The organism is Pseudomonas sp. 14P5.3.2, assembly GCF_057799175.1.
Genome location: NZ_JBYOKU010000008.1, coordinates 1 through 20,870 on the forward strand (window position 1 = coordinate 1; position 20,870 = coordinate 20,870).

Genomic DNA, 20,870 nt, shown 5'->3' on the forward strand with positions numbered 1-20,870 from the left:
GAGCAGGCCGCCGCGTCAATCAGTAGCGGTAAGCGTGCGGCTTGAACGGGCCTTCGACGGTGACGCCGATGTAGTCAGCCTGTTGCTTGGTCAGTTGAGTAACCACGCCGCCGAAGCCGCGAACCATTTCCAGGGCCACTTCTTCGTCGAGTTTCTTCGGCAGTACTTCAACGGTCAGACGCTTGGCTTTCTCGGCTGGCGACAGGTCGGCGTACTTCTGGCCGAACAGGAAGATCTGCGCCAGTACCTGGTTGGCGAACGAACCGTCCATGATGCGGCTCGGGTGGCCGGTGGCGTTGCCCAGGTTCACCAGACGGCCTTCGGCCAGCAGGATCAGGTAGTCGTCGTTCTGTGCGTCGAAAGCGCCCGGGCCGGTACGGTGGATCTTGTGGACCTGTGGCTTCACTTCTTCCCACGCCCAGTTCTTGCGCATGAAAGCGGTGTCGATTTCGTTGTCGAAGTGACCGATGTTGCAGACAACGGCGCGCTTCTTCAGGGCTTTGAGCATGTTCGCGTCGCAAACATTGACGTTACCGGTGGTGGTCACGATCAGGTCGATCTTGCCCAGCAGCGCTTTGTCGATGCTTGCTTCGGTGCCGTCGTTGATACCGTCGATGAACGGCGAAACCAGTTCGAAACCGTCCATGCAGGCCTGCATGGCGCAGATCGGGTCAACTTCGGAAACCTTGACGATCATGCCTTCCTGACGCAGGGACTGGGCCGAACCCTTGCCCACGTCACCGTAACCGATGACCAGCGCTTGCTTGCCGGACAGCAGGTGGTCGGTGCCGCGCTTGATCGCGTCGTTCAGGCTGTGACGGCAGCCGTACTTGTTGTCGTTCTTGGACTTGGTCACCGAGTCGTTGACGTTGATCGCCGGGATCTTCAGCTCGCCCTTGGCCAGCATGTCCAGCAGGCGGTGAACGCCGGTGGTGGTTTCTTCGGTCACGCCGTGAACGCGGTCCAGCACCTGTGGGTACTTGTCGTGCAGCAGTTGAGTCAGGTCGCCGCCGTCGTCGAGGATCATGTTGGCGTCCCATGGCTGGCCATCCTTCAGGATGGTCTGCTCCAGGCACCACTCGTACTCTTCTTCAGTCTCGCCTTTCCAGGCGAAAACCGGGATGCCGGCGGCAGCGATGGACGCAGCGGCCTGATCTTGAGTCGAGAAAATGTTGCAGGACGACCAGCGTACTTCGGCACCCAGGGCAACCAGGGTTTCGATCAGCACGGCAGTCTGAATGGTCATGTGGATGCAGCCGAGGATTTTCGCGCCCTTGAGCGGCTGCTCGGAGGCGTACTTGCGGCGCAGACCCATCAGGGCCGGCATTTCCGATTCGGCGATGATGGTTTCGCGACGGCCCCAGGCGGCCAGGGACATATCGGCAACTTTGTAATCGTTAAAATCTGCAGGCGTGATAACAGCGCTCATGAAGAGCCTCCATTCGTAATGTATGCGAATGGGCGCCGTTGTGCGTTTAGTGTCCGGCCGTGGCCAGTCAACGCCCCATCCGAGCCTGACAGGTTGATCCTGCTGCAGCGCCCCTCGGACAGGTGGCGGGAAAACGGTAGCAGGTGAACGTTACCGTTTTGAAACGGGGGCGATTATAGCCGTCTAGACTGATCTTCCAAAGGGTTTCTGTCGGCCAAATGAAGATCGCTAATAGTGACCATAGTAGAAGGCTCATGGAGCATGACCGTCCGGTCTGCCAAGATGGCGCCATCTTTCGGCAAACGCTCAGGAGTGAACATGAATTTCCACACCCGCAAATGGGTAAAACCCGAAGACCTCAACCCCAATGGCACCCTGTTCGGCGGCAGCCTGCTGCGCTGGATCGACGAAGAAGCGGCGATCTACGCCATCGTCCAGTTGGGCAATCAGCGCGTGGTGACCAAGTACATTTCCGAGATCAACTTCGTCAGCGCCTCGCGCCAGGGCGACATCATCGAGCTGGGCATCACCGCCACCGAGTTCGGCCGCACCTCGATCACCCTGACCTGCGAAGTGCGTAACAAGATCACCCGCAAGAGCATCCTCACGGTCGAGAAGATGGTGTTCGTCAACCTCGGCGAAGATGGTTTGCCAGCCCCGCACGGACGGACCGAGATCAAGTACGTCAAAGACCAGTTCAAGGAAGATGAGCTCGTTACCAAGTGACATTGGCGGTGGCTTCATCGCGAGCAGGCTCGCTCCCACATGGATTGCGTTGTACCTGTGGGAGCGAGCCTGCTCGCGAATGCGGTTGTTCAGTCAGCGAAGAATCATCTGGCCACTGAACAGCCATGAACCGTCGGGGTCGTAGCTAAAAGCCCCCCACCCGGTTCCCACGCCATGACCATGCCTACAGACGGCAAGACCCCCAACCTCTCGACCGATGAACAACACGAAGTCGAGAAAAACCAGCCGCCCCGCGCGGCGGTTCTGCATGAAATCATCCGCACCCAGGGCGACCAGGAACTGGAGCGCAGCATCGCCGCGTTGTGGTGGTCGGCGTTGGCGGCAGGGCTGACCATGGGCCTGTCGCTGATGGGCATGGGCCTGCTCAATTCGCGTCTGCCCGAAGGCGATGAATTCAAGGTGATCGCCAGTTTCGGCTACTGCGCGGGTTTCCTCGCGGTGATCCTCGCCCGCCAGCAACTGTTCACCGAAAACACCCTGACCGCCGTCCTCCCGGTGATGAGCAAACCGACCCTGGCCAATTTCGGCCGGCTGATCCGCCTGTGGGGCGTGGTCCTGTTCGGCAATTTGTGCGGGACGATTCTGGTGGCGTACGTGATGCTCGAGCTGCCGATCTTCGACGCCAAGACCGATCACGCCTTCCTTGAAATCGGCCGCAAGGTCATGGAGAACCACGCCAGTCAGATGTTCGCCAAAGGCATCGTTTCCGGCTGGATGATCGCCACCATGGTCTGGATGATCCCGTCCATGGAGAGCGCGAAGATGTGGATCATCATCCTCATCACCTACCTGATGGCGCTGGGCGACTTCACCCACATCGTGGTCGGTTCGGCGGAAGTGTCGTATCTGGTGTTTGCCGGCGAGCTGCCGTGGAGTGATTTCTGGATGGTGTTTGCCGGGCCGACGCTGGCGGGGAACATCATCGGCGGCAGTTTCATCTTCGCCCTGATCAGCCATGCGCAGATCCGCAGCGAGAGCGGCGCGCCGAAAGAAACAGGCAAAGGGTCTGCGGATCAGGCCGAAAAGCCTGACCCGCAGCAGATCAGAAAATGATCAGTGGTGCGCGGGCTCGGCCGCTGTGGCCGGCTCGTCACGGGTGGCGTGCTTGACCAGTTTGCCGATGGTCAGACCCTGCAACAGGATCGACGACAGCACCACGATGTAGGTGATGCTCAGCAGCAGATCGCGCTCCGGGCCCAGCGGCAGGGCCAGCGCCAGTGCCACCGAGACACCACCGCGCAAACCGCCCCAGGTCAGGATACGGATGGTGCCGCGCGGCACCGTGCGCCAACGGCGCAGCAGAACGATGGCCGGGGCCACGGTAAGCAGGCGCGACAGCAGAATCGCCAACGCCAGCAGACTGGCCGCCGCCACGTGCGCCCAGTTGAACGGCAGCAGCAACAGCTCCATGCCGATCAGCGCGAACAGCAGGGCGTTGAGCATGTCATCGAGCAGCTCCCAGAAGCCGTCGAGGTACTTGCGGGTCATGTCGTTCATCGCCAGGTTGCGCCCCAGGTTACCGATGATCAGACCGGCGACCACCATCGCAATCGGCGCCGAGACGTGCAGCTCGGTGGCCATCGCCGAACCGCCGATCACCAGCGCGAGGGTCAGCATCACGGTGATCTGATGCTGCTGGACGCTCTTGATCATCCGGTACACCCCATAACCGATCAGCCCGCCGAACAGCACGCCGCCAATGGCTTCGTGCACGAACAGCATGGCGGTGGCGCTGATCGTCGGCGTTTCACCCAATTGGGCGATACCCAGCAGCACGGTGAACACCACCACCGCCGTGCCGTCGTTGAACAGCGACTCGCCGACGATGGTGGTTTTCAGCGGCTTCGAAGCGTTGGCGGTGCGCAGTACGCCGAGCACCGCAATCGGATCGGTCGGCGAAATCAGCGCGCCGAACAACAGGCAGTAGAGGAAGCTCACGTGCCAGCCGAACAGGGCAAAAATGTAATAGGCGAGGCTACCGATCACGACGGTCGCAATCAGCACGCCGAACGTGGCCAGCAGGCCGATCGGCCAGCGATAGCTGCGCAGGTCGTTGAGGTTGACGTGCAGGGCGCCGGCGAACAGCAGAAACGACAGCATCCAGTTCATCAGCAGATCGCCGAAGTCGATCTGGCCGATCAGTTGCTGCACGCGTTCTTCGAGGCCGGGATAGCCGAGCAGGCTCAGGCCTTGCAGCAACAGGGAGAACATCAGCGCGGTGACCATCACGCCGATGGTCGGCGGCAGGCCGATGAAGCGGTAGTTGACGAAGGTGAGAAGGGTGGTGAGGCAGATGAATGCGGCTACGAGTTCAAGCATCCGGGCTCCTTTGGATGGGGGTGGAAAGACAGCGCCCCGATTCTTCGGCGCAAAGGTTGGATGGGCTGATTCGGGGTGGGGACACAACTGTGTCCCCTCGGTTGGTCGGCCGCGCACATTGGTGTAGGGTCAACAATAAAATCAAGGAGTGGAACGTGCTGGCGACAGTTCTGGTGTTGATGGCGGCGCTGTTGCATGCGACGTGGAATACCCTGATCAAGTTCAGCGCCGAGCGGCTGCTGGTGGTGGCGTGCATGGACACGGTGGCGCTGCTGTTTGTCGCCCTCGCATTTCCATTCATCAGCCTGCCGCCGGCGGACATCTGGCCGTGGATTCTGGCTTCGGCAGCGTTCGAGTTGCTGTATCGCTATTTGCTGATTCAAGCCTATCGGGTCGGCGACCTTGGGTTGGTCTATCCGCTGATGCGCGGCTTGTCGCCGCTGGTGGTGCTGGCGTTGACCCTGATCTTCGCCGGCGAAGTGCTTACCGCGCAGCAGATCTTCGGGATCATGCTGATTCCGCTGGGCATGGCCTGTCTGCTCTGGCAGGGCGGCGGCGGGAAGCATTTGCCGTGGTCAATGCTGCCGGTGGTGGCGCTGATCGGGCTGTGCATCGGCTGCTACACCTACATCGATGGCCAGGCCTTGCGGCGCTGGTCGCATCCACTGGATTACCTGGTCTGGGTCACGTTGCTCAGCGCCTGGCCGTTTCCGTTGCTGGCGTGGGTGGCGAAACGCCCGGCATTTCTGGTGTTCTGGCGCGAGCAGTGGAAGCTGGGCCTCGCGGTCGGGTTCTGCGTGTTGTTCAGCTACGCTCTGGTGCTGTGGGCGATGCAGTTGGGCTCGATTGCCGAAGCGGCGGCGTTGCGCGAGATCAGCGTGATTCTGGTGGTGCTGTTCGGCATGCGTTACCTGAAAGAACCTTTCGGCAGACCGCGGCTCTTAGCCTGTGGGCTGGTGCTGATCGGCATGCTGGTGATGAAGTTCTGACCGCCCGCAATTCTCTATCACTCGAAGAAGGACGGCTTTATGACGGTGGCTCTGTGGTGCGTATTGATCGCGATTTTCCTGCCGTATGTGTGCACGATCGTGGCCAAGGCCAGCGGCGGTTTCAGGCTTCAGGACAACCATGATCCCCGGGACTTTCTCGAAAGTCTGAACGGCGTGGCCCGACGGGCGCATGCGGCGCAGTTGAACAGTTTCGAGGTGATGCCGGCGTTTGCGGCAGCGGTGATCGTTGCGCATCTGATGGGCACGGCGCAGTTGGTGACGGTGAATGTGCTGGCGGTGATGTTCATCACCAGTCGCCTGCTGTACATCATCTGCTACCTGGCGGACTGGGCGATTCTGCGATCGCTGGTGTGGTTTGTCGGGATGGGGCTGATTGCTGCGTTCTTCTTTGTGTCTGTCTGAATCTCGGGTGTTGCTGCTGGCCTCTTCGCGAGCAAGCCCGCTCCCACAGGTATCAATGGCGAGCACAAATCCTGTGTACACCAAAGAACCCTGTGGGAGCGGGCTTGCCCGCGAAGGCGATAGATCAGGCGCCGAGGCGCTTAAGGTTTGTCCTTCACCGTATCGGCGACTTGCGGCACTTGCGGCAACGCCGCACCTTTAGGCCAGAGCATCCAGATCTGTCCCTGCTGCTTCATGTCCCCGGCTAACTGCCCGGCCGCGTCGCCCGTGCCCCAGAACAGGTCCGCGCGCACCTCGCCGGCAATCGCGCCGCCAGTGTCCTGCGCCGCGACCGGGCGCACCAGCGCCGTGCCATCCGGGCGGGTGGTCGACAGCCACAGCAGGCTGCCCAGCGGAATCACCTTGCGATCCACCGCTGCGCTGTAGCCGGCGGTCAGCGGCACATTGAGCGAACCGCGCGGACCTTCGTTGCTGTCCGGGTTACGGGTGAAGAACACGTAGCTCGGGTTGCTGCCCAGCAGTTCCGGGATGCGCGACGGGTTGGCCTTGGCCCAGTTGCTGATCGCGCTCATGGTCACGTCTTCTTTCTTCAACTCGCCCTGTTCCACCAGCCAGCGGCCGATCGGTCGGTACGGGTGGCCGTTCTGGTCGGCGTAGGCGATGCGCAGTTGCTTGCCATCCGGTGTCTGAATCCGCCCCGAGCCCTGGATCTGCAAAAACTGCAGGTTCATCGGGTCGGTGAGGTACGCCACCACCGGCGCTTTTACGCCTTTGGATTCAATGGTCGCCGCGTCGTCGTAAGGCTTGAGCACCCGACCTTCAAGGCGGCCGCGCAAGCGCTTGCCCTTGAGTTCCGGATAAATACTGTCCAGCGAGACGATGATCATGTCTTCCGGCACGCCATACACCGGCACGTTGGCTACGTCGGTGGGCGTCAGGCTGCCGGGGTAGACCGGTTCGTAGTAACCGGTGATCAGACCGTTGGGGTTGTCATGCTCGGCGCGCAGGCCGAACACATCGAGGTTCTGCTTGAGGAACGCGCGGATCTCGTTGGCGCTCGGCGGCACGTTGGCCGCTGCGGCGCAGGTGCCGCCCCAGACCGGGTCGGCCTTGAGTCGGGTGCAGGCGCTGCGCCACGAGCCGAAACCGGCCACCAGATCGCTGTCGGATACCGCCGGCAGGGCTTCCCAGGTGGTGCTGGAATAAGTGGCCAAGGCGTGGGTTTTCGGTTTGGCATTGTCGCCGCCCGTACAGCCGGCAAGGATTGCCAGCAGCGGCAGGGTTGCGATCAGTGGGTGACGCCAGGCCTTGAAACGGCTGTTCATGGAGTGATTCCTGTGCCGGTTGCCCAAGTGCTCCATGCGCTCGGGCAACCCGTATTTTTAATAGGGCTATTGGTGTTTGTCGGCGACGCGAGGATACTGGCCGCCGAATTCCGTGACTTGAAGCCACCATGACTCTTAAAAGAATTTCTGTTGTATTGCTGGCCTGTCTGACCTTGTCCGCCTGTGGCGGTGTCGATCCGAATTCTCCGCTGGGGCAACGCAAAGCGATCTTCAAGCAGATGCTCAAGACCGGCGAAGACCTGGGCGGCATGTTGCGCGGACGCATTCCGTTCGACGGGCCGAAATTCACCGAGGGTGCAGTGAAGCTCGACGCGCTGTCCCATGAGCCGTGGAAGCATTTCCCGCAGGTGCGTGAAGAAGATCACACCAGCGCCAAGGACGATGTCTGGTCGCGTCAGGCACGCTTTCAGGAACTGGCCCGCAACCTTGAGGCCGCCACCGGTGAGCTGGTGACCGCCAGCAAGGTTCAGCCGTACAAGGCCAGTAACCTCGGGCCGGCAGTGCAGAAGGTTGAAGATGCCTGCAGCGCTTGCCATAAAGAGTTTCGGGATCATTGATTGTCTGAGACTGCTGGAAACCTGTGGCGAGGGAGCTTGCTCCCGCTGGGCCGCGAAGCGGCCCCAACCCCATTCAATCGCGCTGTAACAGACTCAACTCGATTGAATGGGTTTATTACGACGGCTGCGCCGCCGAGCGGGAGCAAGCTCCCTCGCCACAGGACATCGCCTTCAATACGGGTTACTTGTCGATCTGGTCCAGCGCGTCCTGCAGTTCTTTGCGCGACTCGGCGAGCTTGTTCTTGCGCTTGTCGATCTTCTCCGGATCGCCTTTCTTCATGGCCTTGTCGAGATCGGCCTGGCGCTTGCTCACTTCGTGCTTGGCTTCCAGCACCTTGTTCTCGCGTTCTTTCTTCAGGCCGGCGTCGGTGCAGTTCTTGGTCACTTCATCCAGGGCGGTTTGCAGGCCGGCCTGCTGATCGGTGTTGCCCCGGGACTTGGCCTGTTCGAGCTGATTGATGATGCCCTGCTTCTTGGCGGCGCAACCGGTCAGGCCCGGTGCATCTTCGTCGGCCATCACAGGCGCGGCCAGGACGCCACAGAGAGTCAGCAAGGCGAGCGGTGCAAGAAATTTCATAAAAGCTCCATGTGCAAAGGCAATCGGGTCGGGGGCACTGCGCTGTTTGAGCGTCTGACGGCCCTTGGGTTCCCGGCTGCCGGGGGATTGCGTGATCAGAAACCGTCGATTCCGGCGGCGCGTAATGTTTCACTCAGGGCCAGCACCTGCGGGTCGCGGAAGAATGCGCTCAATTGCGCCGCGCGGCCCGGGCCGATTCCGGCTTGTGCCTGCCATTGTTCGGTGTCGCGTTGCGCCAGCGCCTGCCACGAGTCGGCCAGTCGGGCCTGACCTGTCGGCGGCATGCCCAACGCTTTGAGCCACTGGGCGAACGGCCGTTGCCGGGCGCTGTGAAAGCTGTTGATCAGGCGTGCGCTGCTGCGCTCGCCGAAGCCGGCAATGTTAGCAAGCTCTGGCTCATCAAGGGTCAACCAATCCAGCAGGTTGTTCAGGCGGCCTGTTTCCAGAAGTTTCTCCCAGGTGCCGCGACCGACATTCTGCAGCGCCAGTCCTTGTTTGCCACTGAGCCAGGTCAGTCGAGCGAGAAACTGGCTTTTGCATTCCGGCGTCGGTTGCCAGCAGCTCAGGGCATGAAAGTCGCGGGCGTCGGGGATCTCCAGATCGACGCGTTCGACACTGCGCAGCACCACACTGTCGAGTCGCGGAATGGTCAGTCCGGCCAGGCTGATGGCAACCTGATCGCCGGGGCGGATGTCCAGTTCCTGCCAGCGCTTCAGCGAGCTGACGCTGACACGTTTGATCTGACGGTCATCGAGGGCAACGGGCTTCAGTTCCAAAATGGGGGTGATACGCCCGGTGCGACCGACTTTGAAATTGACTTTGCGCACCTGCGCCAAGGCCTGGGCGAACGGATATTTCCAGGCGATGGCCCAATAGGGCGAGCGCGCCTGCCAGCGTTCGGCGGGAGGCCTCTGGCTTTGGCGCAGAACGATCCCGTCCGTGGCGAACGGCAGGGGTGAGCGATACCAGTGTTCGCGCCATGTCTGAGCCTCGGCGAAATGGCTTATCGGCTGGCTGTAAGGTGCGGTCGTGGCGAAGCCCAATGTCGCCAGCATGGAAATTCGATCCGGCAGTTCGATCGGCCCTTGCGGCCAGTCCCAGACGAACAGGCCGACCCCGGCCGCTTGTTCGGTACTCAAGGTTTTGCGCGCCATCAGGCCGGCAACGGTCGCACGGGCGTTGACGCTGCCGGAACTGGCCTGAATATGCTTGTCCAGGCGCCAATAGAGTTCGCCCTGGACCAGCAGATCCACCGGGCGTGTCAAGCGTTGGGGAATGGCGCTGATCTTCTGCGCGGAAGGAGTCCAATCATGACCGTTGACTCCGTCGCCGCGACTGATCGCCTGCCGCAAGACGCCACCGCTATAGATCAGCGTCACGGCAACGCCATCCACTTTGGGTTGTACCCAGACATCCTTTCGATCCCGCAGCCAGGTTTCAATGGCCGATGCCTCGTGAATCTTGTCCAGGCCAGTGTGGGCGACCGGGTGCGCGACGGAGCCTGCTGCTGTGCGCAAAGGGGCGGGCGCCGAGTGCCGCGCGAAGCACTGGCGCCATTCGTTGAGTCGCAAGCGCGATTGATCGTAGAGCTCGTCGGCAATCAGCGAGCGGCCTTCGCGGTGGTAGGCGTCGTCCCATTGATCGATCTGCTTTTGCAGGGCCGAGACTTCAGTTTGCGCCTTGCTGGCTGACCAGTCCGGGCAGGCTGCGTAAGCGATCAGAGGGGTGAAGCTCAGTAGAAGCGTTGAAAGCAGGCGCAGCGTGACAAGCATTTTGAGCGTCCTTGCTCAGGGGCAATGCTTGAAGGCTAGGTGAGGATTGCGGGTCGGGTAGCCTGGGTGTTTTGCGGGGTGTTGCGCAGCATTAAAGTCAAAAGATCGCAGCCTTCGGCAGCTCCTACATGGGAATGCATTCTGTAGGAGCTGCCGAAGGCTGCGATCTTTTGATCTTGGCAAGCATGAAATAGCCCCGCACGGCGCGAACCGTGCGGGGCTTTTTGTGCAGCCGGGGAGGGCTTACAGACCAGCGGCAGAACGCAGAGCGTCGGCGCGGTCGGTTTTTTCCCAGGTGAAGGTGGTGAAGGTGTCTTCGCCAACCGTCTTGGTCTGCGGAGCACGGCCGAAGTGGCCGTAGGCTGCAGTTTCCTGGTACATCGGGTGCAGCAGATCGAGCATGGTGGTGATCGCGTATGGACGCAGGTCGAACACTTCACGCACCAGTTTGATGATCTTGTCATCGCTGATCTTGCCGGTACCGAAGGTGTTCAGCGAGATCGAAGTCGGTTGAGCGACACCGATGGCGTAGGACACCTGGATCTCGCAACGCTCGGCCAGGCCGGCAGCGACGATGTTCTTGGCCACGTAACGGCCAGCGTAGGCAGCCGAACGGTCAACCTTCGATGGATCTTTACCGGAGAACGCGCCACCGCCGTGACGGGCCATGCCGCCGTAGCTGTCGACGATGATCTTGCGACCGGTCAGACCGCAGTCACCTACCGGGCCGCCAATGATGAACTGGCCGGTCGGGTTGATGTGGAACTGGGTGTCCTTGCTCAGCAGTTCGGCAGGCAGTACGTGCTTGACGATCAGCTCCATCACGCCTTCGCGCAGGTCTTTGTACGACACTTCAGGGTTGTGCTGGGTCGACAGTACAACGGCGTCGATACCGACCACCTTGCCGCCTTCGTAACGGCAGGTCACTTGCGACTTGGCGTCCGGACGCAGCCACGGCAGCAGACCCGATTTGCGGGCTTCGGCCTGACGCTGCACCAGTTGGTGCGAGAAGGTGATCGGAGCCGGCATCAAAACGTCGGTCTCGTTGCTGGCGTAGCCGAACATCAGGCCCTGGTCGCCGGCGCCCTGATCTTCAGGCTTGGCACGGTCAACACCCTGGTTGATGTCTGGGGACTGCTTGCCGATGATGTTCATCACGCCGCAGGTCGCGCCGTCGAAGCCGACTTCGGAGCTGGTGTAGCCGATGTCGCAGATCACGTCACGAACGATCTGCTCCAGGTCGACCCAGGCGCTGGTGGTCACTTCACCGGCGACGATGGCTACGCCGGTCTTGACCAGGGTTTCCACGGCAACGCGTGCGTGTTTGTCCTGGGCGATAATGGCGTCCAGCACCGCATCGGAAATCTGGTCGGCGATTTTGTCCGGATGCCCTTCGGACACGGACTCGGAGGTGAAGAGGGAGTATTCGCTCATCTCGATGTTTTCCTGAATTTACCGATGGTGAGTGTCGCCAGCCGGTCGCTGAAAGTGGCGAACCTGGATCTGGAAACCATTACGTAAGCCTACATAGAGGCTGTCCCCGGGAACGAGTCCCGCAGCGGTGGCCCAACGGGCCAAATCGTCCTGTTCAAACCCCAACCACAGATCACCGCAGGCCTCCCTGGCCCAACTCTGGTTGTGGCTACATAACTCTGTCACGAGCAGGCTACCGCCCGGTTGCAGCAGGCCGGCCATGTGCTTGAGCGCTTCGGCCGGCGCGGCGAAATGGTGCAACACCATGTTCAGTACCACGCAATCGGCCTGAAGGCTGGAGCCATTCAATGCATCGGCCAATTGCAGGCTGACGTTAGCCAGCCGTTCACGTTCACATACCTGACGCGCCAGTTCGAGCATCGCCGGGCTGTTGTCCAGCGCGGTTACGGTACCGAAGCGACGGGCCAGTTCCGGCAGAAAAGCACCATCGCCGGGGCCGACTTCAATGGCCGTGGCAGCACCATTGAAGTTCAGTTTATCGAGCAGGGCCAGCACGCTGTCGCGGTACTGCGGCAGGCCTGCGATCAAGTCTTGCTGGGCGCGAAATTTCTCTGCGACCCGAGCGAAAAATTCCTGGCTGGCCGCTTCACGTTGCCCGTGAACCTGGGCGATACGCGCTTGCACGTCCTCTGGCAGCGCCAGGTTGTCGACTTCTTCTAACAACGCTGCGTGCAGTTTACCGCCCAGCAATTCGGTGTGAGGCAGGGCGCGACGATAGAAAATCGCGTTGCCTTCGCGGCGCGTTGCCACCAGATCGGCCTGGGCCAGCACCTTCAGGTGATGGCTCATGCCGGACTGACCGATACCGAAAATCTGCGCCAGCTCCAGTACACCGAACGAATCGTTGGCCAGCGCGCGCAATACATTCAGGCGCAGCGGGTCGCCACCGGCCTTGCACAGGGCCGCCAGCTCGTCGCAGTCGTCATGGCGAATGGAAGGCACGCGTAAGTTCATAGGGCCAGCAGTCTAGTGACGGCGGGAAATCGCCGCAAGGGCAATATCAAAAAGTTTTGATATTGCACGATAGATGGCACTTCTCACTGGCTGGTTAACTCTACAAACGAACAGCGGAAAGGTTTCACCAGGCGAATCCACTGTTAACCATGGGAAAAACGCCTCCGTATGACTATCTGTCATTGCCCCGAGGCGCTCCGGTGAGGGAAAATGCCCTCCTTTTTTCCGTTTCAATTATTCACACCCAGGAGATCAGCGATGCCTAGCCGTCGTGAGCGTGCCAACGCCATTCGTGCCCTCAGCATGGATGCCGTGCAAAAAGCCAACAGCGGCCATCCCGGTGCCCCCATGGGTATGGCAGATATCGCCGAAGTACTTTGGCGCGACTACCTCAAGCACAACCCGAGCAACCCATCGTTCGCCGACCGTGACCGCTTCGTGCTGTCCAACGGCCACGGCTCGATGTTGATCTACTCGCTGCTGCACCTGACCGGTTACGACCTGTCGATCGATGACCTCAAGCAGTTCCGTCAACTGCACAGCCGCACCCCGGGTCACCCGGAATTCGGCTACACCCCGGGCGTCGAGACCACCACCGGCCCGCTGGGTCAGGGTCTGGCCAACGCCGTGGGCTTTGCCCTGGCAGAAAAAGTGCTGGCCGCGCAGTTCAACCGTCCTGGCCACGACATCGTGGATCACCACACCTACGTGTTCCTGGGTGATGGCTGCATGATGGAAGGCATTTCCCACGAAGTCGCTTCCCTGGCCGGTACCCTGGGCCTGGGCAAGCTGATCGCCTTCTACGATGACAACGGCATCTCCATCGACGGCGAAGTCGAGGGCTGGTTCACTGACGACACCCCGAAGCGTTTCGAAGCCTACAACTGGCAGGTGATCCGCAACGTCGACGGCCACGATCCGGAAGAGATCAAGACCGCCATCGAGACCGCGCGCAAGAGCCCGCTGCCGACCCTGATCTGCTGCAAGACCACCATCGGTTTCGGTTCGCCGAACAAGCAGGGCAAGGAAGATTGCCACGGCGCGCCACTGGGCGACGCCGAAATCGCCCTGACCCGCAAGGCGCTGAACTGGAACTACGGCCCGTTCGAAATCCCGGCCGACATCTATGCCGAGTGGGATGCCAAGGAAAAAGGTCGCGCTGCCGAAGCCGAGTGGGATCAGCGTTTCGCTGCTTACTCCGCGGCGTTCCCGACCGAAGCCAACGAGCTGATCCGTCGTTTGAGCGGCGAACTGCCGGCTGACTTCGCTGAAAAAGCCTCGGCTTACATCGCTGAAGTGGCTGCCAAGGGCGAAACCATCGCCAGCCGTAAAGCCAGCCAGAACACCCTGAACGCGTTCGGCCCGCTGCTGCCGGAACTGCTCGGCGGTTCGGCTGACCTGGCCGGTTCCAACCTGACCCTGTGGAAAGGTTGCAAAGGTGTCAGCGCTGAAGACGCCAGCGGCAACTACATGTACTACGGCGTGCGCGAGTTCGGCATGACCGCGATCATGAACGGCGTGTCCCTGCACGGCGGCCTGGTGCCTTACGGCGCGACCTTCCTGATGTTCATGGAATATGCGCGCAACGCAGTGCGCATGTCGGCGCTGATGAAGAAGCGTGTGATTCACGTCTACACCCACGACTCCATCGGTCTGGGCGAAGACGGCCCGACGCACCAGCCGATCGAGCAACTGACCAGCCTGCGCACCACGCCGAACCTCGACACCTGGCGTCCAGCCGACGCCGTTGAATCGGCCGTGGCCTGGAAAAACGCGCTGGAGCGTAAGGACGGCCCTTCGGCGCTGATCTTCTCGCGTCAGAACCTGCAGCACCAGGAACGCGATGCCGGCCAGATCGCCGACATCAGCCGCGGTGGCTACGTGTTGAAGGACTGCGCAGGCGAGCCTGAGCTGATCCTGATTTCCACCGGTTCGGAAGTCGGCCTGGCCGTTCAGGCCTACGACAAACTGACCGAGCAGGGCCGCAAGGTGCGTGTGGTTTCCATGCCTTGCACCAGCGTGTTCGACGCTCAGGACGCTGGCTACAAGCAATCGGTTCTGCCGCTGCAGGTCAGCGCACGTATTGCGATCGAAGCGGCTCACGCCGACTTCTGGTTCAAGTATGTGGGTCTGGAAGGTCGCGTGATCGGCATGACCACCTACGGCGAATCGGCTCCGGCTTCGGCACTGTTCGAAGAGTTCGGCTTCACCCTGGAAAACATCCTGGGTCAGGCTGAAGAACTGCTGGAAGACTGATCCAGAAGTCGCGTCGTCTGGACTGACGCCTTCGCGAGCAAGCCCGCTCCCACAGGGGGATTTGTTGTGTGACACAAGCAGTGTTCACAACCCTGATCCAGTGTGGGAGCGGGCTTGCTCGCGAAATCGGTGGTTCAGACACCACTGCAATAACCGATTCAAACGGTAATCGAGAACCCCATGCCTCAACCGCGTCCCTACAAAGTTGCACTCAACGGCTACGGCCGGATTGGTCGTTGCGTCTTGCGTGCATTGTTTGAGCGAGGGGCGAAGGCAGGGTTTGAAATTGTCGCGATCAACGATCTGGCGGACATGGCCAGCATCGAGTACCTGACACGCTTCGACTCCACCCACGGCCGCTTTCCCGGCGAAGTGCGAGTAGAAGGCGATTGTCTGCATATTAATGGCGACTGCGTGAAGGTCTTGCGCAGTGCCACCCCCGAAGGCATCGATTGGGCCGCTCTTGGCGTCGATCTGGTGCTGGAGTGCTCTGGCGCCTATCACACCCGTGAAGACGGCCAGCGTTTCCTCGACGCCGGCGCGCCACGCGTGCTGTTCTCGCAGCCGATGGCCAGCGAGGCGGATGTCGACGCCACCATCGTCTACGGCGTCAATCAGGATTGCCTGACCGGCGCCGAACTGCTGGTGTCCAACGCCTCCTGCACCACCAACTGCGGCGTGCCGCTGTTGCGTCTGCTGGACAAGGCGATTGGCCTGGATTACGTGTCGATCACCACGATTCACTCGGCAATGAACGATCAGCCGGTGATCGACGCCTATCACCACGAAGACCTGCGCCGCACCCGTTCGGCGTTCCAGTCGGTGATCCCGGTGTCCACTGGTCTGGCGCGTGGCATCGAGCGCCTGCTGCCGGAACTTGCCGGGCGAATTCAGGCCAAAGCCGTACGCGTGCCGACGGTCAACGTGTCCTGCCTCGACATCACGATGCAGACCGCCACCGCGACCGACGCGAACGAGGTCAACCGGATCCTGCGCGAGGCCGCCACCAATGGCCCGCTCAAAGGTCTGCTGGCCTACACCGAGTTGCCGCATGCCAGCTGTGATTTCAACCATGACCCACATTCGGCCATCGTCGATGCCAGTCAGACCCGTGTTTCCGGCCCGAAGCTGGTGAACATCCTGGCCTGGTTCGACAACGAATGGGGTTTTGCCAACCGAATGCTGGACGTTGCAGAACACTATCTGCAAACAGCGATTTCAAAAAAACCTGCTCTCTAAGAACAGCTACTCAGGAAGTGCGACCCATGACCGTGTTGAAGATGTCCGACCTCGATCTGCAAGGTAAGCGCGTATTGATCCGCGAAGACCTCAACGTCCCAGTTAAGGACGGTGTTGTCACCAGCGATGCGCGTATCCTGGCTTCGCTGCCGACCATCAAGCTGGCCCTGGAAAAAGGCGCGGCGGTGATGGTGTGTTCGCACCTGGGCCGTCCGACCGAAGGCGAGTTCTCCGCCGAGAACAGCCTCAAGCCAGTCGCCGACTACCTGAGCAAGGCCCTGGGTCGCGAAGTGCCGCTGGTGGCCGATTACTTGGGCGGCGTTGACGTCAAGGCCGGCGACATCGTGCTGTTCGAAAACGTACGCTTCAACAAGGGCGAGAAAAAGAACGCCGACGACCTGGCCCAGCAATACGCCGCCCTGTGCGACGTGTTCGTGATGGACGCCTTCGGTACCGCGCACCGCGCCGAGGGTTCGACCCACGGCGTGGCCAAGTTCGCCAAAGTCGCCGCTGCCGGCCCGCTGCTGGCCGCTGAGCTGGACGCACTGGGCAAGGCGCTGGGCGCGCCGGCCAAGCCAATGGCTGCGATTGTTGCCGGCTCCAAGGTGTCGACCAAACTTGACGTACTCAACAGTCTGAGCCAGATCTGCGATCAACTGATCGTCGGTGGCGGCATCGCCAACACCTTCCTGGCTGCTGCCGGTCACCCGGTCGGCAAGTCGCTGTACGAGCCGGACCTGCTGGACACCGCACGCGCCATCGCCGCCAAGGTCAGCGTGCCCCTGCCGGTGGACGTGGTCGTCGCCAAGGAATTCGCGGAAAGCGCCGAAGCCACCGTCAAGCTGATCGCTGACGTGGCTGCTGACGACATGATTCTGGACATTGGCCCGCAGACCGCCGCCAACTTCGCCGAACTGCTGAAATCGTCGAAAACCATCCTGTGGAACGGCCCGGTCGGCGTGTTCGAATTCGACCAGTTCGGCAACGGCACCAAAGTGCTGGCCCAGGCCATCGCTGACAGCGCGGCGTTCTCCATTGCCGGCGGTGGCGACACCCTGGCGGCCATCGATAAATATGGCGTGGCTGAGCAAATCTCCTACATTTCCACCGGTGGTGGCGCGTTCCTCGAATTCGTCGAAGGCAAGGTGCTGCCGGCCGTTGAAGTTCTGGAAAGCCGGGCCAAGGCCTGAGGCCGCCCGTTTGGCCAGGCAAAGGAGTGGTTACATGGTCAAGTCGTTAGTGCTGTTGTTGCTGACCGGTACATTGGCGGCCTGCGGGAGTAACCCTAAGGCCGAGGCGACACCTGCGCCGGATGCGGTGCAGAAAGGCTGCTACCAGGCCGACTGGCAGGCCGAAACCAACCCGGTGCTGAACAAGCGCTCGGGGCCGGACGGCCTGGACAAGTACGAGACGCAAACCCCGGCCAAGGAACATGGTTGTCCTTGACCGGTCTGACTCTTTAACTCAGGGCTGGCGGCGTGCGCCGTCAGTCGAGGAACACGGATGAAAGGCTTGATCGCCATTGCGGCGTTGGCATTGTTGGGCGGTTGCGCGCAGATGAATCTGTTTCAGTCGTCCGCCCCTGCTGACAACTGGACGACATGGACCTGCGACAGCCAGGCCAAAGTGCTGTGGCGCTACACCGATGCCAGCCAGAAGGAAGTCGATGTTCGACTGGGCGGCGGCGATCAGGTCTATCGCCTGAAAGAAGAACCGGGCGCCTCGGGCGTGCTGTACAGCGACGGCATGCTGGCGTTTCACGTCAAGGGTGATGAAGGCCTGGTGTACTGGGTCGCCACCAATGACCTGATCGGTCGCGGCTGCAAGGCGCAGTAATTGACACACCGCAGGCCCATTGTAGGAGTGAGCCTGCTCGCGATAGCGGTATGACAGTCGCTGCAGTACTGGCTGCAGGATTGCTATCGCGAGCAGGCTCACTCCTGCAAGGGCTCTGTGTAGTTCTTGAGAATTTGCTTTATCGAATCACCAGACCGGGCTTCGACCCCCGATCTGCAATCACTTGAATAGCCGCCGCCGCTCCGGCAGGCTGGCACGATTAACGACCCTCAACCGGGAGAGACACACACAATGGCACTTATCAGCATGCGCCAGATGCTGGACCACGCAGCCGAGTTCGGCTACGGCGTTCCAGCCTTCAACGTCAACAACCTTGAGCAGATGCGCGCCATCATGGAAGCCGCTGACAAGACTGACTCCCCGGTGATCGTCCAGGCTTCGGCCGGCGCTCGCAAATATGCCGGCGCGCCATTCCTGCGTCACCTGATCCTGGCCGCGATCGAAGAATTCCCGCACATCCCGGTGTGCATGCACCAGGACCACGGCACCAGCCCTGACGTCTGCCAGCGCTCGATTCAACTGGGCTTCAGCTCGGTGATGATGGACGGCTCCCTCGGCGAAGACGGCAAGACCCCGACCGACTACGAGTACAACGTCCGCGTGACCCAGCAGACCGTGGCCATGGCTCACGCCTGCGGCGTTTCGGTTGAAGGCGAGTTGGGCTGCCTGGGTTCGCTGGAAACCGGCATGGCCGGTGAAGAAGACGGCATCGGCGCTGAAGGCGTTCTGGATCACAGCCAGATGCTGACCGACCCGGAAGAAGCCGCTGACTTCGTCAAGAAGACTCAGGTCGATGCCCTGGCCATCGCCATCGGCACCAGCCACGGCGCCTACAAGTTCACCAAGCCACCTACCGGCGACGTGCTGGCGATCGACCGCATCAAGGAAATCCACAAACGCATCCCGAACACCCACCTGGTGATGCACGGTTCCTCTTCGGTTCCGCAAGAGTGGCTGGCGATCATCAACCAGTACGGCGGCGACATCAAAGAAACCTACGGCGTACCGGTTGAAGAAATCGTCGAAGGCATCAAGTACGGCGTGCGCAAGGTCAACATCGACACCGACCTGCGACTGGCATCCACCGGCGCCATGCGTCGCCTGATGGCCACCAACCCGAGCGAATTCGACCCACGCAAATTCTTCGGCGCGACCGTGACGGCGATGCGTGACGTGTGTATCGCTCGTTATGAAGCGTTCGGCACTGCCGGTAATGCTTCGAAGATCAAGCCGATCTCGCTGGAAGCGATGTTCCAGCGTTATCTGAAGGGTGAGTTGAACGCCAAGGTGAACTAAGCCTGAACGTTGAGCTGCGCTGATAAAAAACCCGCCGAGAGGCGGGTTTTTTTATGGGTGGTGATTTCTTCGTGTAGCGACACTGTTCATGAGGAGTGCCTGATAAATTGATCTAACTGAGTTTTGCTTATTTCCAATAGATCTCAATGACTGTCAGATCTGACAGTAGGCAGCCTCAAGCGATACTCACAAGATAAGGCTCCACCTCGTAATGGAGTACACAGCAATGACTATTAAGGACGTTAAACCCAAAGGCCCGGCCCCGGTTACCCTGCCAGTTGAGCCAAAAACGGAAAACTTCAAAAACTCCAAGGGGCCAGCTCCTGTCACACTCCCTAAGCAACCGGAGTAAGCCCTCTGACATTAGAATCCACAGACATGTGAATTCTTTTTACTTCGTGAAGTATTGAGGCAATAGCTGTCCATGTGAGAAACCCGCCGAGAGGCGGGTTTTTATGGTCGATGATTTTTTGCGTAATCCATCTATCCACAGGTCTGGAAAACGGTACTGCTGATTGCTCAATGGCAATAGCCACATGAGCTGCTTGCCCGGGCATAGGCAATCATCCCGACGGAAAGGGGCCTTTTCCTACGGCAATGACTTGCGGCGAGTCAGGCTCGCGGGTTCGGCAAGATGTGCTTGCGTCAGACCGCGGCTCAGGCGGTTTTCGCGAATCTGGGTGCCTAGTCGACTGGTAACCAAGATTTGATCAATGTTCTATTAACGCAACATTTGTCTTTGAATGTAACGTATACGGGATATTTTATACGTGGGTTAACTGCTGCCGGCACCGAGAGGCGGTTTTTTGTGTGGAATTTTCCAATGTAAACAAATTAACGGCTGCCGGTAAAAATGGTCGTTAAAAAGGTTTTTTAGTGTTTCTATCGATTAATCCGATATTTGTGACGTTTTTCCCTGCGCGGGATTTCGCTGAATGTATAAGTCTGTTTGATAGGAAAGTAGCTTCGTTTATTCAAAGCGTGCGTGTCTTATTTCGAAATCGTATAAAGAACTGTCATTTATTACAGGTGATTTAAAATTCATTGCAGCCTATCGTCTCAATGCAATCAGAGAGGAAGTAACGATAAATATATTTATCCCTCCCTTTACTGATTTTGTTCCTTCTATGTAATGGAGAAATTGATATGTCAAGCATTGATGTCCGTGAGAAATTTAAAAAGCATGAGCTCAGTGGCAAGGTCAGCTGTATCTTGTACGGCAAGGATGGCGAAAGTGGCGAAGACAAAGCTGAGTATAAATCTACCCATCTTTATGGAGATTACTCTGACAACATTTATGTGCATACAAGTAGCCATACTGAACATTATTCAGAAGATATTTGGTTTTTATTCTCCAAGAATCTTATTCCAGGTACATATCACTATTATCCCGACTTCCCCAATGTAATCGATTTTGTATGCGACGCGCGATATGCCCCTGCATGGAGGCCTCAATCTGGATTATTTGTACTGGAAAAAAATAGCTCTGGAGTTATTGAAGGAAAGTTTAGTTTTTATAAGGAGCCAGGCAATAAGGGGTTCGCAGTTTCGGATGGAGTTTTTGATGTAAATTTCCCTACTTCTGCTTTGTAGGAAAGGGCGGGAAAGGAGAACA

General features: G+C 59.8%; 19 protein-coding genes and 1 riboswitch. Of the genes, 12 read left to right on the forward strand and 7 right to left on the reverse strand.

The features are described 5' to 3' along the window. Window positions 1–19 precede the first annotated feature (19 nt). Window positions 20–1,429, reverse strand: a complete 1,410-nt coding sequence (gene ahcY, locus AC27VU_RS08460) for an adenosylhomocysteinase (RefSeq protein WP_003229045.1) — start codon at window positions 1,427–1,429, stop codon at window positions 20–22. A gap of 23 nt (window positions 1,430–1,452) precedes the next feature. After that, window positions 1,453–1,551: riboswitch (S-adenosyl-L-homocysteine riboswitch) on the reverse strand. A 196-nt stretch (window positions 1,552–1,747) separates the two neighbouring features. Between ahcY and AC27VU_RS08465 the strand changes: the two genes are divergently transcribed. Both AC27VU_RS08465 and AC27VU_RS08470 read left to right on the forward strand, forming a co-directional pair. After that, entirely contained in the window at window positions 1,748–2,155 is a 408-nt protein-coding gene (locus AC27VU_RS08465) for an acyl-CoA thioesterase (RefSeq protein ID WP_003229043.1), read from the forward strand. Window positions 2,156–2,329: 174 nt separating this feature from the next. Continuing rightward, window positions 2,330–3,229: a formate/nitrite transporter family protein gene (locus tag AC27VU_RS08470; RefSeq protein WP_488723865.1), complete on the forward strand. Its 900-nt coding sequence runs from the start codon at window positions 2,330–2,332 to the stop codon at window positions 3,227–3,229. On the opposite strand, the gene AC27VU_RS08475 is transcribed toward AC27VU_RS08470, so the two are convergent. Beyond that, a complete protein-coding gene (locus AC27VU_RS08475; RefSeq protein WP_064589608.1) occupies window positions 3,230–4,495 on the reverse strand; it encodes a cation:proton antiporter in 1,266 nt (421 codons plus the stop codon). It lies immediately after the preceding gene. Between the two features lie 155 nt (window positions 4,496–4,650). Between AC27VU_RS08475 and AC27VU_RS08480 the strand changes: the two genes are divergently transcribed. Further along, window positions 4,651–5,484 (forward strand): EamA family transporter, encoded by an 834-nt coding sequence (locus AC27VU_RS08480; RefSeq protein WP_262142456.1) that lies wholly within the window; start codon window positions 4,651–4,653, stop codon window positions 5,482–5,484. Window positions 5,485–5,523: 39 nt separating this feature from the next. After that, window positions 5,524–5,907: an MAPEG family protein gene (locus tag AC27VU_RS08485; protein WP_488723866.1), complete on the forward strand. Its 384-nt coding sequence runs from the start codon at window positions 5,524–5,526 to the stop codon at window positions 5,905–5,907. Window positions 5,908–6,047: 140 nt separating this feature from the next. Here AC27VU_RS08485 and mltA read toward each other — a convergent pair whose 3' ends face one another. Further along, on the reverse strand, window positions 6,048–7,232 hold the full coding sequence (gene mltA, locus AC27VU_RS08490) for a murein transglycosylase A (protein WP_003229032.1): 1,185 nt from the start codon (window positions 7,230–7,232) through the stop codon (window positions 6,048–6,050). A gap of 128 nt (window positions 7,233–7,360) precedes the next feature. On the opposite strand from mltA, the gene AC27VU_RS08495 reads away from it, so the two are divergent. Beyond that, complete coding sequence (locus AC27VU_RS08495; RefSeq protein WP_003229030.1) at window positions 7,361–7,810, forward strand: c-type cytochrome; 450 nt, start codon at window positions 7,361–7,363, stop codon at window positions 7,808–7,810. Between the two features lie 181 nt (window positions 7,811–7,991). On the opposite strand, the gene AC27VU_RS08500 is transcribed toward AC27VU_RS08495, so the two are convergent. The 4 genes from AC27VU_RS08500 to AC27VU_RS08515 form a co-directional block, all read right to left on the reverse strand. Beyond that, window positions 7,992–8,387 carry a DUF1090 domain-containing protein gene (locus AC27VU_RS08500; protein ID WP_003229029.1) on the reverse strand — a complete coding sequence of 132 codons (396 nt, stop codon included), beginning with the start codon at window positions 8,385–8,387 and terminating at the stop codon, window positions 7,992–7,994. 95 nt (window positions 8,388–8,482) lie between these two features. Further along, window positions 8,483–10,159: an NAD-dependent DNA ligase LigB gene (gene ligB / locus AC27VU_RS08505; RefSeq protein ID WP_488723867.1), complete on the reverse strand. Its 1,677-nt coding sequence runs from the start codon at window positions 10,157–10,159 to the stop codon at window positions 8,483–8,485. Window positions 10,160–10,402: 243 nt separating this feature from the next. Beyond that, window positions 10,403–11,593: a methionine adenosyltransferase gene (gene metK, locus AC27VU_RS08510; protein WP_003229025.1), complete on the reverse strand. Its 1,191-nt coding sequence runs from the start codon at window positions 11,591–11,593 to the stop codon at window positions 10,403–10,405. Window positions 11,594–11,611: 18 nt separating this feature from the next. Further along, window positions 11,612–12,607 (reverse strand): ArsR/SmtB family transcription factor, encoded by a 996-nt coding sequence (locus AC27VU_RS08515; RefSeq protein ID WP_003229023.1) that lies wholly within the window; start codon window positions 12,605–12,607, stop codon window positions 11,612–11,614. A 258-nt stretch (window positions 12,608–12,865) separates the two neighbouring features. On the opposite strand from AC27VU_RS08515, the gene tkt reads away from it, so the two are divergent. The 7 genes from tkt to AC27VU_RS08550 all read left to right on the forward strand — a co-directional run bounded on the left by tkt (window position 12,866) and on the right by AC27VU_RS08550 (window position 20,848). After that, complete coding sequence (gene tkt / locus AC27VU_RS08520) at window positions 12,866–14,863, forward strand: transketolase (RefSeq protein ID WP_226500925.1); 1,998 nt, start codon at window positions 12,866–12,868, stop codon at window positions 14,861–14,863. Between the two features lie 180 nt (window positions 14,864–15,043). Beyond that, window positions 15,044–16,102, forward strand: coding sequence for an erythrose-4-phosphate dehydrogenase (gene epd / locus AC27VU_RS08525; RefSeq protein WP_103485200.1), 1,059 nt, complete (start codon window positions 15,044–15,046; stop codon window positions 16,100–16,102). A gap of 26 nt (window positions 16,103–16,128) precedes the next feature. Then, entirely contained in the window at window positions 16,129–17,292 is a 1,164-nt protein-coding gene (locus AC27VU_RS08530; RefSeq protein WP_003229015.1) for a phosphoglycerate kinase, read from the forward strand. A gap of 34 nt (window positions 17,293–17,326) precedes the next feature. Continuing rightward, window positions 17,327–17,548 (forward strand): hypothetical protein, encoded by a 222-nt coding sequence (locus AC27VU_RS08535; RefSeq protein WP_003229014.1) that lies wholly within the window; start codon window positions 17,327–17,329, stop codon window positions 17,546–17,548. A gap of 57 nt (window positions 17,549–17,605) precedes the next feature. Continuing rightward, entirely contained in the window at window positions 17,606–17,938 is a 333-nt protein-coding gene (locus AC27VU_RS08540; protein WP_064589596.1) for an MliC family protein, read from the forward strand. Between the two features lie 252 nt (window positions 17,939–18,190). Beyond that, window positions 18,191–19,255, forward strand: coding sequence for a class II fructose-bisphosphate aldolase (gene fba / locus AC27VU_RS08545; RefSeq protein ID WP_003229012.1), 1,065 nt, complete (start codon window positions 18,191–18,193; stop codon window positions 19,253–19,255). Window positions 19,256–20,401: 1,146 nt separating this feature from the next. Further along, complete coding sequence (locus tag AC27VU_RS08550) at window positions 20,402–20,848, forward strand: hypothetical protein (protein WP_488723868.1); 447 nt, start codon at window positions 20,402–20,404, stop codon at window positions 20,846–20,848. The last annotated feature ends 22 nt before the right edge of the window (window positions 20,849–20,870 follow it).